A 16,415-nucleotide genomic window follows, 5' to 3' on the forward strand; every position below is an offset into this window, starting at 1 on the left:
ACCAACCACAGGAAGCAGGAACACACAACCTTGACTGTAGGCAATCCGATCATTACGATGCAGTCATGCTTCGAACGCCGTTATCCTTGAGTGTATTTTTCTCCATGGTCCTTGTTGCAATACTCCTCGGCCATATGCCGGTCCATGCGGCGCCGGATCCGGAGCTGATCGCAATCCGCACACCTTCGGGCATCACCATCCAGGCCGAAATTGCCGACACCCCACGAAAACGATCGTACGGCCTCATGTACCGAGAATCCCTCAGGAAGGACCACGGCATGTTGTTTTTTTTCAGCGAACCGCAGGCCTGGACCTTCTGGATGAAAAACACCAAGATTGCACTCGATCTCATCTGGCTGGACGAGAAAAAACGAGTCACCCATATCGAACGAAACGTCCCCATCTGCACGAAGAGTGACGACTCTTGTCCACAGTATCGTCCGAACAGCGCCGATGCAGTCTATGTGCTTGAGATCACCGGAGGGACTGTCGATGGATACAAGATCGACAAAGGCACAACGCTTCGATTCGGCCAGCCCTAGCAGCTTCGCCCCAACATCCGTCCTTTACATTTTCCCTCGCCAAGACCTCAGCCGCCGAGCCGTAATCACGCCGGCCACCCGTTCAATGGCCTTCAGCACTCGATTGAGGTGATTGGTATCGGAAATCTCCACCACGAAATGCAATTCAGCCTTTCGATCTTCTCTCGTCGTAATTTCAGCACGGCTGATATTCGCGTCAGATCCGGCGATCGCCGAAGAAACATTCGCCAACACGCCGGTTCGATCTTGAGCAATGACAGAGATGTTGACCGCATGTTGACCCGGTGTGGCCGTATCCCACTCCACCTCAACGAGGCGATTCCGATCGTAGTCCAACGCACCTAAATTGGGGCACTCGACGGAATGGATGGTGAGCCCTCTCCCACGCGTGATGTATCCCAAAATCTTGTCTCCGGGAACAGGGTTACAACACCGCGAGAGTTGCATCAGAAGATCGCGTCCTCCTTTAACTTGGACACTCGCCTCCACACCTCTCTCGCCGGCAACTTTTGGGACAAGACCAACTTCGGAAGGGGTCGTGCTTCGTTCGGTTGCCGGCGTCATCAACCGTCCGACGATCTGCGCTGTCGCGATATGGCCGAATCCTATGGCTGCAGCAAGCTCGTCAATCGTCGTATAGCCCTCTTGCTTAGCAAGTTCGAGCAGCGCATCCGACTTCGAAACCTGCGAAGGAGCCAATCCATGGCGGCGGAGCTCTGATTCGAGGAGACGGCGGCCGATTTCAAGACTCCGTTTCTGCTCCTCCGATTTGATCCAGTGCTTGATCTTTGTTTTTGCCCGAGAGGTTCGAACGAACTTCAACCAGTCTTTGTGTGGAGTTTGATTCGGCGAGGTCAAGATTTCTATAGTATCGCCGCTGGACACCTCATGCTTCAGTGGAACGATTTTCCCGTTAACCTTCGCCCCTACGCAGTGGTCGCCGACTTCCGTGTGAATGGCATAGGCAAAATCAACCGGCGTCGCCCCTTTCGGGAGTTCCTTCACGATCCCTTTCGGCGTAAAGACATAGACGACGTCGTGGAAGAGCTCAAGTTTGACAGAATCCATAAACTGCCGGTTATCCGGGAGATCTTGCTGCCATTCGATAAACTGCCGCAGCCACCCGAATGCCTTGTTGTCCTTATCCTGCACACGCCCCTGTTCTTTATATTTCCAATGGGCGGCGATCCCGTACTCAGCGACACGATGCATCTCTTCGGTGCGAATCTGAAACTCCACGTGCTCGCCCTTCGGCCCCACAACGGTCGTGTGGAGAGACTGATAGAGATTAGATTTGGGGATGGCGATGTAGTCCTTGAATCGACCGGGTAGAGGACGCCACAACGAATGAATGACACCGAGAAGAGCATAACAGTTCATTTTTGCATCGGTAATGATCCGTAACGCCGTGAGATCGTAGACTTCTTCGAAGGAGATCGATTGTTTCTTCATTTTCTGATAAATGCCGTAGAGGTGTTTTGGCCTCCCATTCACAGCACCGACCAACCCATTCTCGACCAACGCATTCTCAACCAGCCTCCGCACTTCTTGAATGTATTGCTCGCGGTCCTCATCACGTTTTGCCACACGTACTCGCAAGGTTTCATAAACGTCCGGGTTGAGGTGCTTCAAGCATAAGTCTTCCAATTCGTTCTTGACCCACCCAATCCCGATACGATTCGCCAACGGCGCATAAATCTCCAGCGTCTCTTTCGCAATTTCGTGCCGCTTGCTTTCCTGGAGATGTTCAAGTGTTCGCATATTGTGGAGTCGATCGGCCAATTTGATGATGACCACACGGATGTCATCGGCCATCGACAGCACCATTTTTCTGAAATTTTCAGCCTGCCGTTCCTCTGAGCTGCGAAACGTGATTTTCCCGATCTTGGTAACCCCGTCGACAAGATGGACGACCTCTTTCCCAAACTCCTTCTGAAGCTCGTCGGCCGTCGCCACCGTATCTTCGAGCGTATCGTGGAGAAGCCCGGCCACAATTGCCGTGACGTCGGTCTTAAGAGACGTCAGCACACCGGCCACTGCCACTGGATGCTTCACATAGGGTTCCCCAGATCGCCGCGTTTGCCCTTCATGGGCTCTTGCTGAAAACTCGTAGGCTTTTCGCACCATCCCCAGGTCGGCTTCCGGCTGGTAGACCCGCAGCCGAGTCAGCAGTTGATCGATATCCGTTACGGTTTCGTACATCATTCGTTACTCGCACCCTGCGGCACGGATGTCCCGGATACGTAACTGAATCCGGTCATAGCCGTTCCAATGATTCAACTCCGGTGTGCAGGCGACATCAATGGGAGTAGTCGGAGTCAACCCACGATCCTCAAGCGAGTTCATCCCAAACCCTATGCTGTCAAACGGCAAGGACCCATCCTGCCGGACAGTCATCTTTAGATGCTTGTCGCCGACCACTCGAGCATTGATCACGTTCACCCCCTTGACGACAAACATCGGTTCAGGATTCCCTGCGCCGAAGGGATGTAGAGTGCCGATTTCACGAAGCAGAGAGAACGTAAGCTCTTTCAACCGCACTTCGGAATCCACATGAAGGACGGGAGTGCTTTGAGTATCGTGGATCCACTTCTCCGCAATGGTGGAAAACCGCTCGCAAAATGCGGGCAACTGCGATTCTTGGATGGTGACGCCGGCCGCGCTCGGGTGCCCACCAAAAGCTACGAGCAAATCTCGACACCCTGCCAAGGCCTGATATAAGTCGAATCCTGGGATGGTCCGAGCCGATCCCTTTCCAATACCGTCCTTATTGACCGCAATCACGACGGTCGGACGATGGAAACGTTCCATGATGCGGGCAGCCACGATTCCGACCACGCCGAGATGCCACCCTCGCCCATACAAGACAATCCCGCCGGACAACGCTCGAGACTTCACCTGCGCGAGTGCCTCTTCCAAAATCGTCCCTTCGAGCTCACGGCGAGCCTGATTCAACCGGTCAAGCTCTTCAGCCAATGCGTTGGCTTCTTGTTCAGATTCCGTGGTGAGTAACTGGACGCCCTTGATAGCCTCATCCAACCGACCTGCTGCATTGAGTCGAGGGCCGAGTTTAAACGCAATGGTTTCCGCCGTGCACTCACGACTGATACCAGCCACCTGTTTCAAGGCCCGTATGCCACAGCGTGCGCCTCGTGAAATATGAGTCAGTCCTTCTCGAACAAACAGCCGGTTTTCGTCCTGCAGCGGCACAACATCGGCAATCGTGGCAAGTGCGACGAGATCCAAGAGCGACTCCAACGGCACTGAGCCGGATCCGTATTTCGCTTCATAGGCCTGCGCGACTTTATAGGCCAAGCCACCGGAACACAGCCCTTGAAAGGGATACCGGGCCTCTTGCCGGTGCGGATTCATGACGGCTAACGCCGGCGGCATGTCCGTATCCGTTTGATGGTGGTCCGTGACGATCACATCAAGACCCAGCTGATTGGCAAGGCTGATTTCGTGGTGCGAGGTGGTGCCACAGTCTGAGGTGACCAAGAGAGACACCCCTTCGTTCGCCAAAGTCCGAACCACAGACTCGTTGAGCCCATAGCCCTCGCGTAGGCGATGGGGAACATACGCCCTGACATTGGCCCCAAGTGTGCGGAAGAAGGACAGGTAAATGCTGGTGGCGGACATGCCATCTACATCATAATCACCATAAAAACAGACCTGCTCACGCCGTTGCATTGCATGATGCAGACGGTCGACCGCGCGCTCCATATCGGGAATCAGGAACGGATCATGGGTGTGGATAGGAGACATCCAGGCGGTGGCCTGATCCAGGGTCGTGACCCCACGATTGAGCAGCAGTGCGGCCGTGGCCGAAGAGATGGATAAGGCCTGTGATAACCGGCTGCGTTGGATGGGATCGACTTGACGAAAGACCCAGAGCTTGGGCTGCATATCCGCCTCCTTCAGGGCCTGGGCCGTGTTTACGTTGAACCGATGGATTGCCGGGAAACGAGGCAAACTGTAATAACTCGCTGCTTCTTTGTCAAACCAAGGCGGGGGGAGAGGACGGTGAGTGAATCGAGTGAGCGAAGAGAGTGGGAAGCGGCGCTATTCCCCTCCTTTTTGCACGTAATTCTTTACGAATTCTTCGGCGTTTTTTTCAAGAACATCGTCGATTTCATCGACCAGCTTGTCGATGTCTTCCTTCATTTTCTTGCCCGCCTCGACGACCTTGGGATTGGCCTTGACCTCTTCCTTCCCTTGCGGTTCGCGTCGCGGCTCTTGCTTACGTTCCTGCTTTTCCATTCGAGCACCTCCCGCACATCCAGGGAAACTCTCGCGGTCAGTCAGCAACTTAGGACGATACGTTCACCATACTCCACGGCAAGGAAACCCGTCAAGGCAAGGCCATAAATGACAAGCGCCGTTTCCAGAAAGGGAAACGGCGCCATCATTCGATCTCCAATCGTCTATTAGACGATCAACGAAACAATAAGCAGGGCAACAATATTGATCACTTTGATCATTGGGTTCACCGCCGGTCCCGCCGTATCCTTGTACGGATCACCGACCGTATCACCGGTGACCGCTGCCTTGTGTGTGTCGGTGCCCTTCAACCCCTGCTCTTCAATAAACTTTTTCGCATTGTCCCAGGCCCCACCGCCGCTCGTCATCGAAATCGCGACGAATAGGCCGGTCACGATGCTGCCGACCAACACACCACCAAGCGCTTGCGGGCCAAGAATCACACCCACAAGAATCGGCGATGCCACAGGAATCAAGCCGGGGATCATCATCTTTTGGATGGCCGCTTGAGTTACGATGTCGACACAGGTGCCATACTCCGGCTTCCCCGTGCCTTCCATAATGCCCTTGATCGTCCGGAACTGCCGCCGCACTTCTTCCACGATCAAGCCACCGGCTTCACCCACGGCTCTCATACAGAGCGCGCCAAAGATAAACGGCAACATACCGCCCAGGAACAGACCGACCAACACTTTTGGGTTGGACAGGTCGAATGCCGCCAGCGCAGGATTGTGTGCCGCCACCTCCCGGGAATATTCCGCGAACAGCACCACCGCCGCCAATGCGGCTGAGCCAATCGCATAGCCTTTCGTCACCGCCTTGGTTGTATTGCCGACCGCATCCAACGGATCGGTGATGTCACGCACTTCCTTACCTAAGTGCGACATCTCGGCAATACCGCCGGCGTTGTCCGTGATCGGACCAAACGCATCGATCGCCACGACAATTCCGGCCATGGACAACATTGAGACCGCCGCAACGGCTACGCCGTACAACCCACCAGACTCCGCGCCGCCGCACACCCAATAACTGCCGAGAATAGCCATCGCAATCACCACCACCGGCGCCGCAGTCGCCTGCATGCCGACCGCCAGCCCCGCGATGATGTTCGTCGCATGGCCGGTTTCGCTCGCTTTGGCGATATATTGCACCGGTTCATAATTCTTCGACGTGTAATAATCGGTAATGAAGACAAGCGCCAGCGTCACCGCCAATCCCATCAACGCGGCAATGTAGTAACTGAATCCGCTGACGCCCCCGACCCCGCCCATAATCATGAGGGTGATTGGTAAAAACGCTACGGCAGCGATCCCACCGGCCACAAACAATCCTTTGTAGAGCGCTTTCATGACTTCCTCACCCGGGTTCACCTTTACGAACAGAACCCCAATGATCGTCGCGAAAATCGTCAGGCCTCCTAAGACCAACGGATAGAGGATCGGAGCAGTTGCGCCCTTAAACATCGTAAAGGCCAGCACCATGGCCGCGACCGTCGTTACCGCGTAGGTCTCGAACAGGTCCGCCGCCATGCCGGCACAGTCACCGACGTTGTCACCGACGTTATCGGCGATGACCGCCGGATTCCGCGGATCATCTTCCGGAATTCCTGCTTCGACCTTACCGACAAGATCCGCACCCACATCCGCCGCCTTGGTATAGATACCGCCACCAACGCGGGCAAACACCGAGATCAAGCTGCCGCCAAATCCAAGGCTCAGCAAGGCATGAATGGCCTTTTCTTGCCCGGCGATTGATTGCGCAATCATGTAGAAAGTGGTAATCGCCAACAGTCCAAGACCGATCAACAACAGACCCGTCACTGCACCCCCTCGAAACGCGACGGTCAAGGCGGCATTCATGCCATTGTGTGCGGCTTGCGCGGTCCGCACGTTGGCGCGCACGGCAATGATCATCCCCACATAGCCGGCAATCGACGAGGCTCCTGCACCGACCAAAAATCCGACCGCCGTCAGCAAACCGAACTTATCGGAGACGGCCCCTGCGCCCCAGAGAACGACGAAGAGCACCGCGGCCACGTACCCGACGGTCTTATACTGTCGGTTCATGTAGGCGCTGGCGCCTTCTTGAATGGCCTTCGCAATTTCCTGCATCTTCGCATTGCCGGCATCAAGTCTGAACACCCACATCGCGAGATACACCCCATATCCAATGCCAGCCACGGCAGCTATCAAGGCAAACGTGATAATCACTGAGTCACTCACGGGACATCCTCCTGCTGATTAGACGAACTCCATATGTCACACGGCTCTCCGTGGCTTCAACCCATCTAAACTACATTCGCAAGTGGGTAAATCCAAGGCGGGCGGAGTCGAACTCGCAGCTGACCACCCGGAAAAGCTGTGCCATTTTATAGAGTCACACGGAGCGGATCAAGACAAAATACTACCGATCAGAGCGTAGTTTTCCGGTCTTGTTCCTAAACAGGGGGATGCGCGAGAATGTGACTTTGCCCAGCCTTGAGCGGAGCCTCCCATGGTCAGCCGGACAAGAATGTTGTTACCAGTCGGCTACTAGGCCATGAAGGATCTCTCAAACAGAACAAGAGGTTACATATGACAACGGCAATCTTGAGGGCGCTGTTCCTCCTATGTCTCACCGGGCTTCTTGCTGCCTGTGGGGACGACGGTGATACGCAGAATACCGCCTCGACCTCAACCAGCCTGACACTCCAACCTATTGCAAGCAGTCTAAATTCACCGGTCTTCCTGACCGCTCCCCGCGGGGATGTGGATCGCCTGTTTGTTGTGGAGCAGGGCGGCACCATTCAAGTTCTCGATCGGACAACGGGAAGCCAGCTCTCGACATTTCTGACATTGACCGGCATCACCAGCGGTGGAGAACGAGGATTGTTAGGTCTGGCCTTTGATCCCAACTACAATGCCAATGGCCGCTTCTACCTCTTTTATACAGACGCCAATGGCGCGATCACGATCAGCCGACTTGTGGTGTCGGCATCGGACGCCAATGTTGCTGATCCAACGTCGCAGGTGATCTTAACTACCATTCCCCATCCGAACTTTGCCAACCACAATGGAGGCATGTTGGCGGTCGGACCGGATGGATGCCTGTACGCGGGAGTCGGCGACGGAGGAAGTTCGGGTGATCCCAACAACAATGGGCAAAGTCTCGGGAGTGGACTGGGGAAAATTCTCCGAATTGATCCGGGTACCCCAGGAGCAGCCTGCACCAGCGGAGGTGTGAATCCATTTGTCCTCACAGGGGGGAATCAGCTGGTGTGGAGCTATGGGCTACGGAATCCCTGGCGCTTTGCCTTTGATGGGGACGATCTGTACATCGCCGATGTCGGACAAGCGGCGAGCGAAGAAATCAACGTATCGCCGGGCCCCAATGCCGGAAAAGGACTCAACTACGGCTGGCGACTGATGGAAGGATCCGCCTGTTTTAATCCCTCAACCAATTGTAACAATGGTGGACTGACCGTACCGGTTCTTGAGTATCCACACGAGGACGGCGCCTGTTCCGTCACAGGAGGCTATGTCTATCGCGGCCAAGTCGCACCGGCCATCCAAGGCACCTATTTCTACGCCGATTTCTGCACCGGTTTTGTCCGCAGTTTCCGCTTCAACAACGGTTCCGCCATCGAGCGAACCGAATGGCCATTGCTTGCGGCCTCTTCGATCACCAGCTTCGGCCAAGATGGTCTGGGAGAGCTCTATATCCTGACTCAGGGGGGAACGGTGTCTCGGATCGTCCCGAACTAGAATGTCTTTCAATCTGCGAGGTGGTTTGGCCTCGCTCCTCTTCACTGGTTTACGGCTGCCATTTACTTTGCTATAGTTCGCCAGGCAAAGGACCTATGGGACTCGAACCGAACTACATTATTATCGACGGGCAAACGTTCTCCAAGGCCAAACTTGCGCTGGACAATCATGTCTACAAGAACTGTCAGATCGACGACTGCGATCTGTACTACAGCGGCGGGCAATACGAACTGCTCGATACCCACATCACCAATTCCCGCCTGATCCTCAACCATCCTGCCAAAGGGATTTATAACGCCTTGCAGATCTTCAAGATGAAGTCGCCGGGGTCTCGCATCATCTTCGAGTAACCAGTTTCTTCATGCCCTATACCTACGACTACACCAGCGCCGAGGCCGGCGACGAGAGTGCGTCCAGACGCTACTGGCGCTTCGCCAAAATGACGCTGACCCGCTGGACAAGAGCCAAGACCTTTGCCTTCAACGGCCACACCTACCTCTACCTCTATCACTTCTGCAACAAGACATGGAAAAACGAGCGCGGCGTCGAGATTCCGATCTTCCGAGAGCTCCTGCTTCGCCATCAGAACGCACGCATTCTTGAAGTCGGCAATGTGCTCTCGCACTATGTCCCGATCCACCACGACGTGGTCGATAAGTACGAGGTCGCGCCGGGAGTCATCAATCAGGATATCGTCGAGTTTGCACCGACAGCGCGATACGATTTGATCCTCAGCATTTCGACACTGGAACACGTGGGTTGGGATGAGGTGCCGCGCGAGCCAGCCAAGCTCCTACGGGCCATCGAGCACCTCCGGAACCGATGCCTCGCCCCAGGTGGGAAAATCGTAGCCAGTTTACCGATAGGCTATAACGAGTTTTTCGACGGATTGCTCCGCAACGGGAAAAGCCCCTTTACACACCAGCACTTTCTCAAGCGGATCTCACCACGAAACTATTGGGAGGAGTCGGATTGGAACAGGTGCAAGGACGCGACTTACGGCCGATTCGTCGCCCATGCGATCGTGATCGGAACGATTCGAGGCTAACCCTACTAGTTGGAGTACCTTTTCAGGCTGCGCCAACTATGGTTGTATCGGTGCAAGCGATCTTGGCTGCAACATTGTAGGTGTTCCTTCAAGGCGCGGCACAAGGGAGAGAAGGGCTTGTACCTGATCAGAGGGAGCGACAAGGGCAATACCCGCACATACCCCCCGATGGAGACCGGTCGATACAGAACACATCACCTGACACTACTGTCAGGTGAGTCTGCTGGCAAGTTTGAGCAGGATTCAAGACACACCAAAGCGAGGGCTTGGTCTTCCCAGAGTCGTCTCACATTATTTAGGCCCCTTGGCGTCATTCCTTCTAGGAACCACTGAGCCTGGTGTGTCTGACTGAGTAGGACCGCTCATCCCCTCGCCTTCGGAACCAGCCTCTTGACCCGCAGGCCCTGCGTCGGTGGATCGCTTCCCTTTGATGAGATTGTCGATGAGATCTTTCCTAGCCTGTTTCGCAACACTATCCGGAGCAGCTGGGAGCGGCAAGGCTTCAGCATTCTCATAATCGCTTTTGTTGTGCTGCTCACCCAAAGGAGCCTTCCTTCCTGTGGTTGTTCCCCCCGTGATGATTTCTTGAGCTTCAGCTGACAGCGCTAGTCCAACCAGCGTGATCCCCAAGAGTGTTGTCATTCGTATGGAACCCCTGATCCCTATGCCCATAGCACCCCCTTTGGTACCCATCACATTTTAACAACTGGGAGACTTGAAATTCCGTCCCCTGACCACCACAGATACCTTCTGTGGTAGGGCCTCACAAATAGTGCTTCAAGAATGCCCACTTTCATGGTCGCGCACCCAACTAAATCCAGCCACTATCCATACCATGGCTGTCTTGCTCAGGGGACATTGACCACCGAAGTCTCGTGTCCCCGAGAAGAGAAACGTAGCCTCCACGAGCTCTTGAGAAAAACCAAGAAGAGAGATCCTCACATCGCAATATGAGGACCCCTCTTCTGCAAGAACCGCTCAATCCTGCAGCAGTGTGGAGCTGACAAGACTCTTTTCCCTATTATCGTTCAGCCATCGCTCATGAACAACGAGGATCTGAGCCAGCACAGGCGGCATTGACCAACGACACAATATTCGTGCTGGTAAAGGGGCTGGCTCCCTGTTCCTTGATCACCGTATTTGTGTAGCCCCAGCTGGTCACTCCCACGACCATGTTTGGAGTTGAATAAGACCCAAATGAGGTCCCGCTCAGCGATGGTTGGTACCCAAAGTTATTGAGCCATGCTCCACCGCTGGAACCGCCCGTCATCAAGGAGCCAATGATGGTATTGTTCACGAGCGTCGAAGAGGCGATGAAGCCCTGTGAGTCATTTCGCATCATGTACAAGCCACTATTGTGCGAGCTAGGATATCCGATTTGGGTGATATGGGTGAGGCCGTTAGACGTAAAGCCCCACTTGTTCCATGCATAGCCATACCATCCGGTCTTGGTACCGGGATAGGCGCCGGACTGAGGAGTTAGTTCGAGCACCGCTACGTCATCCTTGCAGACGACCCCGGGAGCGCTGGCGGCACATTGTCCTGCAGCTCCATTGAAATAGGCAGACATGACCCAGGCTGTTGATACATTCCAGGTGCCATAGGGGCGCGAAGAACTCCGAAGCCCAGGAACAAATTGGAAGTTCGTATAAAACTTCTTGGATGCATACTTGGTGACGCAGTGCGCCGCCGTCACCACCACACCCCGCTTGATCAATGAGGCAGAGCACACAAAGTTACCTTGGCCGGGGATCGTAAAGTACAGCTTGCCGGACGGGCGATATGGGTACATCTTATTCGTCGCACTGCTGAGATCTGCTTTTGCTGTGCTAAATGGATGGTTTGAGGTACCGAACTGCTGCGGTTCAACCTCCAACCCCGCTTGGGAATCGAACCCATCCACAGAAGTCCCGTCTTCCGCTGGATCGGTCGTACCATCACCCATGCTCCCTTCGACTTGGCCTGAGTCGTCAACCGCAGCTGATTGGAATTGATTGACTAAATTACTGATCAAATCCTGTTGGGCCTGTGCCACAACCGCCTCCGTAGCTTGAGGCAATTCGAGCGCTCTGGCACTAGCAAAGTCCAACATTTGGGAATTGTTTTTTTCATGCACCACCTTGACTCCGGTCACCGCTCCTTTCCGTATGATTTGCTCGGCTTGGGCCGACGGAACCAAGACGGCCAGGGTCACCCCCATTGCCGTGACTACTCGTAGAATATGCGAGACACTCGTACTCATACATTCCTCCCTGTTTGGTTGATTCGTCATCTACTCGCTTCTATTCTCTCTCTGCACACAACACACCGGTTCACACCCTCTTCACCTCCTCTCAACGCCAGAATCTCGGATCCATGACGACACGAGGTACGAACGGCAACATTGCGTCCCCCCCAGCTTCATATCACCCACTCATCGGTCGTTCTGCATGTCATCTCCGTCATCTTCTTCCGTATACTCGTCTACCTGGTCCGTCACTTGTGCGATGTCCCAGTCGTGCTCAAACTCCGCGATCTCATCTCTCCCCGGCTCCTCGTTCTGATCTTCCGAAGTATCGAGCTCCGATGGAGTTCCGTCCGAGACCCGTCCATTCCTGTGTGGGATGAAGTCTGTGGTCTCTAAGATCTCACCCGATGACGTGGTCCTATCGGACAGCTGAGACCGTCCTGACTCTCGCACAAATTCATCTGGCTGCCCGGGAACCGGCCCGCAGGCTGGCACACTGATAAGACACACCCCCCAGAGCAACCACGCGACAGGCCGTGAGCACCGCTGCGAGTTCCGTTGTTCCACCGATATACCGTTAGATTGCATCACGGGTTCTCCTGAGACGGTGTTAGAGCCCTTCATCGCCTCCCTCGCAAACGCACCACCCCGAGCTGTCGGAGTGCTTGTCGTATAAGTCATGAGTCGACATAGCATCTCCCCGTTCACCTGGTCAGACACGAGGTTAGGATGTCGATTCATCGCACCGCATATAGATTCTCCATTCTCACGTTTTATTAGGTATCCAATATGCAGGCCATGCCATCACTGCCGAAACTATTCTTACTACTTTGCTTTCCATATCATTTGACGTTATGCCAAAGCAAAAACGATACCATGGCTGCGCACGACAGACACACCCATCACTTTTACGTAATTTCCACATAAAAGGCTCCAACTGAAACGAGGTCCATCAATGAACGCAGATTACGTCGATCCATCGTGTATCGAAACAGATACTGTGTATTATCGAATCGGATACACTTCGTGATGAAGCTCTGCCCCATTCCTCTGGAGATCTATACGGTAAATGAACCGCTTGGGTGAACAGGGGCTGGAGATCAGCCGGAGACCATTCTCAATGCCAGTATTATCATCACACCCAGTTCAACCACGAATCATCAAGAGATGCATGATCCGAATATGCATCAGACACGAAATGGAATAGGGGTATTCGGCATGAAGGCAAAGATCGGAGCGGATGGCCGGACGAACTGATTTGATCGGTTTCGGCTGCCGGAGCAAGCGTGTATGATCGCCATGCATTACTGCATCTCCTCCCCCAATAGACGGAGGTTTAAAGCGATGTGGCGTACAGCAGCCCACACGCATTGGTACCGGTCTCTAGGCAAGGTGAGCGGGGCTGAATCGAACCAACCCTAATTCTGGTCAAAGTCGACCATGTCTTCGTGGTAATGACGCAGATCCTTGAGTGGGACAACGTGGGTGACTGCGGACTCGCGAAGTACACCACCTGCCTCTGAATCACGTGGGGCTTACCCAATCTCGAGTCTGTCAGGCAACGCCTTCTTCGCAGCAGATAAAGAACCCACGTTCCGGCACCACTGGAGATGCATTGACAATCCAGGATGGGATGGAAACAACTCTCGGCATGAATGAGGACGCAGGTAGCCCACTACTACAGAAGCGATGGCCCCTCCACTATCAAGCAGAGTTCGTCAAATACGGCTTTTTCGCCGAGACCCTGATATCTATCGGAGATGAAGCTCGGCGAACTGCCGACATAGCACTGGTCCTTCCCAGACCACTCAACGATCTTTGCGTAAGGCACACTTTCTTTCACGCCTCATCAGCTACCTCCCAACCGGAACATTCTCCGTCCGTTTCACGATCTCGATGGGCTGGAAGACTGGATCTTGTGAGCCTTGGGATGATTCGGCTTCGACTAACTGAAGGAATGAGGCAGGGCCGGTCAGTGGACCATAATTGAGAACGACTTCAACGTCGAATGTTTTGGTGTCTTTCGGCGTTGGAAACGTGAAGGTTTCCTCTCTGGTTTCCTCTGGTTTCAAAACCGTGTCCTCAGTTACCTTCGCCGCCTCAAAGTCAAAGATGGTGGGCTGTCCATTGGTATCCAGATACGTCCGTCCATAGACCCGCTTATCCGAGAACACCGTTTTAAGATTCTTTCCCCTGATGCCTAGATTCAACGCCACCGTAGCCCAGGCCGGATGGGTCGCAGGCAAATTATGCGGCACCAGGCTTTTGACCTTGACCGTCACCGTTGTTTTCTCACCGTCCACCTTGGTCTGCACGTCCAACTTCGCCGCTTCTTGACGAAGCTTGCCGATGCGTCCTGGGAAACTATGGTTGGCGATCGTGCGCTTCTTTTCCCCGTTGGCTGATTCGCCGACTTGTTGCGGCATATGGCACGTCTGGCATTCTTTGCCTGACTTGATCGCGCGGCTTTGATCCCAGTTGCCAAGCAAATCATTGGCCTTTCCCAAATTCGTTGCTGAGGGTACTGACTGGTGGCAATTCAGACAGAGATCCGACTTCTGAAATAGGTTCGATTCCATCGATTGATGAGCGAGGTTCTGAACAAAATCTTTGTATGGTCCATAGAGTGTCTTGCTGCCGATCTCATACTTCGGCTCCGGGGGATGCTTGGCCCGGTCCACCTGCTTGATCAAGTGGCATTGGCTGCAGGCAACGCCATCCAACGACGGGTCGCCCGCTTTTGCTTGATCCACAAAGAGCTGCACATGGTCTGAGAATTCTCGCACATGCGGAGCATGACAGCGGAAACACAGCGCCTGGTCCTTTCCACCGGACGACTTTAGGTAGGCATCCAGCGATGCACGAAACGCGGGAGAATGGATGGACGTTGCCAAGGGCGAGGTCTCCCATTCTTCATACACCCGTTCATGACACCGTTTACATTTATTGGAATGGGGAAAGGCTTTTTCGATCACCGACTGATTCGGGACAGTCTGAGCTAGAACGGACGTGAACATGCCACTGAAAAATACAGCCGCACACATCGCGACAACACAGCTAACCCTGACCATCATCATGCTAGGCACCGGTTTTACGATGACTGGCGCTTCCGCAGGATGTTTAAAATGGCCGTTATTCTTTCTCACCGGCCACCCCTGCGCGCTAAGGCGCGCACTTCACCGACCAAGGCCGCAGCGAGCCAAGAGGCGAGGCGTACGCTTCGGTACGTTGAGCTTCTGAGCGACGCGAGAACGCCACTGGAGAGCTTTTTTAACATCCTGCTAGGAGAGTGGTTTGACACGATACGTCAGAAAGTGCCGCTGTGAATATTCCCGAATGATCTTCTTCGCCTCTTCTCGTTCGCTGTCTGTCCTTAGAGTTGCAAGATACTTTTCTTGCAACTCCGGTGTCGGCGTCGGAATCAGTGAGTAAGTCAGCACCGCCTCAACAGATGAGGCGACGGCCCCAGGCGGCGGTGCGAGCGCAAAGGGAACCTTCCTCGTCGTACCCCCCTTCACAAATGGATCGGGAATTGGGCCACGAAGCATCTCCTCATATGACAATCCAAACTGTTTTGTTTCTTCAGCCAATGTCCGGCCGTCCGCATCCTTCACCGTCAGAGTCAAAAAGAATTGCTTCAGAACGGGATCGCCGTCCGGAAAACTGTGAGGAAGACTCCCGACCTTCACCGCCCCAACTCCTTCCACGACCGAATCGTGTTTCGTTACTCCAATATCGATACGAGGCATCCATTCAGCTTGAACGTTCCGGTTTCTTAACAACGTGCCGGAACCGACGACCCCACGAAACCAGTGACGCCCGATCGGTCTGGTCATCGCCCCGCGCCGGGAGGTGGAACTGCCGGTCGACGGCTCCATGTGACAGTCTTGGCACACGGTCCCCTGAAGAATTTCCCCGGGCAGGTCCTTTTGCCCCACATCTTTCACCTTATCGAAATGGCAGGAGGCACAAAAGCTGACTTCGCGAAACTGATCAGATTGCGCGGCCTGGTGCACCAAGTTCTCTTCGGGATTCGAATAGGGCCCATAGAGGGTCTTGCCTGGGTGTATTTGGAAACGCGGGTGTGTGCTCGCATTTGGATCGATTCCGTTCATCAAATGGCACGACGCACAACCGATCCCCTCGACCTTCGGGTTCCCAGCCAGAACGTCCGCGACAATCTTCTCGGCATGTTGGGGGAATATCGTCACGGAGGGCACATGGCACGACAGGCATGCTTGCTGCTCATCGGGTGTTGGATTCGTCTGCTTCCAGAGGCCTAAGACGGTCCGAAACACGGGAGATTCCAGCGCCGTGCCATGCAGAAGTGCGGCATCCACACGGCCAAACGTCTTCAGGTCAGGGGTCTGCTCTCTCGCCCCCTTCCACTCTTCGTAGTGACGAACATGACACTGCTTACAATCCTCCGACCGTATAAAGACCTGTTCGATCTCTGCGACCCAACTAGACGACGCTGGATGAGAAGCTGCCGGATCATCTGGCCCTTGAGCCACCGCGGGCTCGTCAGACAAACCAGTGAGGCCACTCAACACGACCAGCGCTCCAACCGCCCCTATGAATCGCGCTGTGGTCAT

Annotated in this window: 13 protein-coding genes; 4 read left to right on the forward strand and 9 right to left on the reverse strand. The window is 54.5% G+C overall.

From position 1 onward, the window contains the following. Window positions 1-65: 65 nt before the first annotated feature. Window positions 66-542 carry a DUF192 domain-containing protein gene (locus tag IPM58_18380; protein MBK9309008.1) on the forward strand — a complete coding sequence of 159 codons (477 nt, stop codon included), beginning with the start codon at window positions 66-68 and terminating at the stop codon, window positions 540-542. 24 nt (window positions 543-566) lie between these two features. On the opposite strand, the gene IPM58_18385 is transcribed toward IPM58_18380, so the two are convergent. The 4 genes from IPM58_18385 to IPM58_18400 form a co-directional block, all read right to left on the reverse strand. Then, the gene (locus tag IPM58_18385) at window positions 567-2,747 is read right to left on the reverse strand and encodes a bifunctional (p)ppGpp synthetase/guanosine-3',5'-bis(diphosphate) 3'-pyrophosphohydrolase (protein ID MBK9309009.1); all 2,181 of its coding nucleotides are present in this window, start codon (window positions 2,745-2,747) and stop codon (window positions 567-569) included. A 3-nt stretch (window positions 2,748-2,750) separates the two neighbouring features. Continuing rightward, on the reverse strand, window positions 2,751-4,448 hold the full coding sequence (recJ, locus tag IPM58_18390; protein ID MBK9309010.1) for a single-stranded-DNA-specific exonuclease RecJ: 1,698 nt from the start codon (window positions 4,446-4,448) through the stop codon (window positions 2,751-2,753). Between the two features lie 156 nt (window positions 4,449-4,604). After that, window positions 4,605-4,802 (reverse strand): ubiquitin-like protein Pup, encoded by a 198-nt coding sequence (locus IPM58_18395; protein ID MBK9309011.1) that lies wholly within the window; start codon window positions 4,800-4,802, stop codon window positions 4,605-4,607. 167 nt (window positions 4,803-4,969) lie between these two features. After that, window positions 4,970-7,024: a sodium-translocating pyrophosphatase gene (locus IPM58_18400; protein MBK9309012.1), complete on the reverse strand. Its 2,055-nt coding sequence runs from the start codon at window positions 7,022-7,024 to the stop codon at window positions 4,970-4,972. Between the two features lie 363 nt (window positions 7,025-7,387). On the opposite strand from IPM58_18400, the gene IPM58_18405 reads away from it, so the two are divergent. The 3 genes from IPM58_18405 (at window position 7,388) to IPM58_18415 (ending at window position 9,593) form a co-directional block, all read left to right on the forward strand. Further along, a complete protein-coding gene (locus tag IPM58_18405; GenBank protein MBK9309013.1) occupies window positions 7,388-8,545 on the forward strand; it encodes a PQQ-dependent sugar dehydrogenase in 1,158 nt (385 codons plus the stop codon). Window positions 8,546-8,640: 95 nt separating this feature from the next. Then, window positions 8,641-8,895 (forward strand): hypothetical protein, encoded by a 255-nt coding sequence (locus IPM58_18410; GenBank protein MBK9309014.1) that lies wholly within the window; start codon window positions 8,641-8,643, stop codon window positions 8,893-8,895. Window positions 8,896-8,906: 11 nt separating this feature from the next. Further along, entirely contained in the window at window positions 8,907-9,593 is a 687-nt protein-coding gene (locus IPM58_18415) for a hypothetical protein (GenBank protein ID MBK9309015.1), read from the forward strand. A gap of 291 nt (window positions 9,594-9,884) precedes the next feature. Here IPM58_18415 and IPM58_18420 read toward each other — a convergent pair whose 3' ends face one another. The 5 genes from IPM58_18420 to IPM58_18440 form a co-directional block, all read right to left on the reverse strand. Then, the gene (locus IPM58_18420; GenBank protein MBK9309016.1) at window positions 9,885-10,235 is read right to left on the reverse strand and encodes a hypothetical protein; all 351 of its coding nucleotides are present in this window, start codon (window positions 10,233-10,235) and stop codon (window positions 9,885-9,887) included. 397 nt (window positions 10,236-10,632) lie between these two features. Further along, window positions 10,633-11,385, reverse strand: a complete 753-nt coding sequence (locus IPM58_18425) for a trypsin-like serine protease (protein MBK9309017.1) — start codon at window positions 11,383-11,385, stop codon at window positions 10,633-10,635. Window positions 11,386-12,006: 621 nt separating this feature from the next. Then, complete coding sequence (locus IPM58_18430) at window positions 12,007-12,411, reverse strand: hypothetical protein (protein MBK9309018.1); 405 nt, start codon at window positions 12,409-12,411, stop codon at window positions 12,007-12,009. Window positions 12,412-13,673: 1,262 nt separating this feature from the next. Beyond that, window positions 13,674-14,966: a hypothetical protein gene (locus tag IPM58_18435; GenBank protein MBK9309019.1), complete on the reverse strand. Its 1,293-nt coding sequence runs from the start codon at window positions 14,964-14,966 to the stop codon at window positions 13,674-13,676. 135 nt (window positions 14,967-15,101) lie between these two features. Further along, window positions 15,102-16,415 carry a hypothetical protein gene (locus IPM58_18440; GenBank protein MBK9309020.1) on the reverse strand — a complete coding sequence of 438 codons (1,314 nt, stop codon included), beginning with the start codon at window positions 16,413-16,415 and terminating at the stop codon, window positions 15,102-15,104.

The organism is Nitrospira sp. (genome assembly GCA_016715825.1).
Taxonomy (GTDB): Bacteria; Nitrospirota; Nitrospiria; order Nitrospirales; family Nitrospiraceae; genus Nitrospira_D.

Coding starts and splice junctions, on each gene's coding strand:
- IPM58_18410 (MBK9309014.1), top strand. CDS start 8,641: ATGGGACTCGAACCGAACTACATTATTATCGACGGGCAAACGTTCTCC.
- recJ (MBK9309010.1), bottom strand. CDS start 4,448: ATGCAGCCCAAGCTCTGGGTCTTTCGTCAAGTCGATCCCATCCAACGC.
- IPM58_18425 (MBK9309017.1), bottom strand. CDS start 11,385: ATGTACCCATATCGCCCGTCCGGCAAGCTGTACTTTACGATCCCCGGC.
- IPM58_18420 (MBK9309016.1), bottom strand. CDS start 10,235: ATGACAACACTCTTGGGGATCACGCTGGTTGGACTAGCGCTGTCAGCT.
- IPM58_18395 (MBK9309011.1), bottom strand. CDS start 4,802: ATGGAAAAGCAGGAACGTAAGCAAGAGCCGCGACGCGAACCGCAAGGG.
- IPM58_18415 (MBK9309015.1), top strand. CDS start 8,907: ATGCCCTATACCTACGACTACACCAGCGCCGAGGCCGGCGACGAGAGT.
- IPM58_18440 (MBK9309020.1), bottom strand. CDS start 16,415: ATGACCACAGCGCGATTCATAGGGGCGGTTGGAGCGCTGGTCGTGTTG.
- IPM58_18385 (MBK9309009.1), bottom strand. CDS start 2,747: ATGATGTACGAAACCGTAACGGATATCGATCAACTGCTGACTCGGCTG.
- IPM58_18380 (MBK9309008.1), top strand. CDS start 66: ATGCTTCGAACGCCGTTATCCTTGAGTGTATTTTTCTCCATGGTCCTT.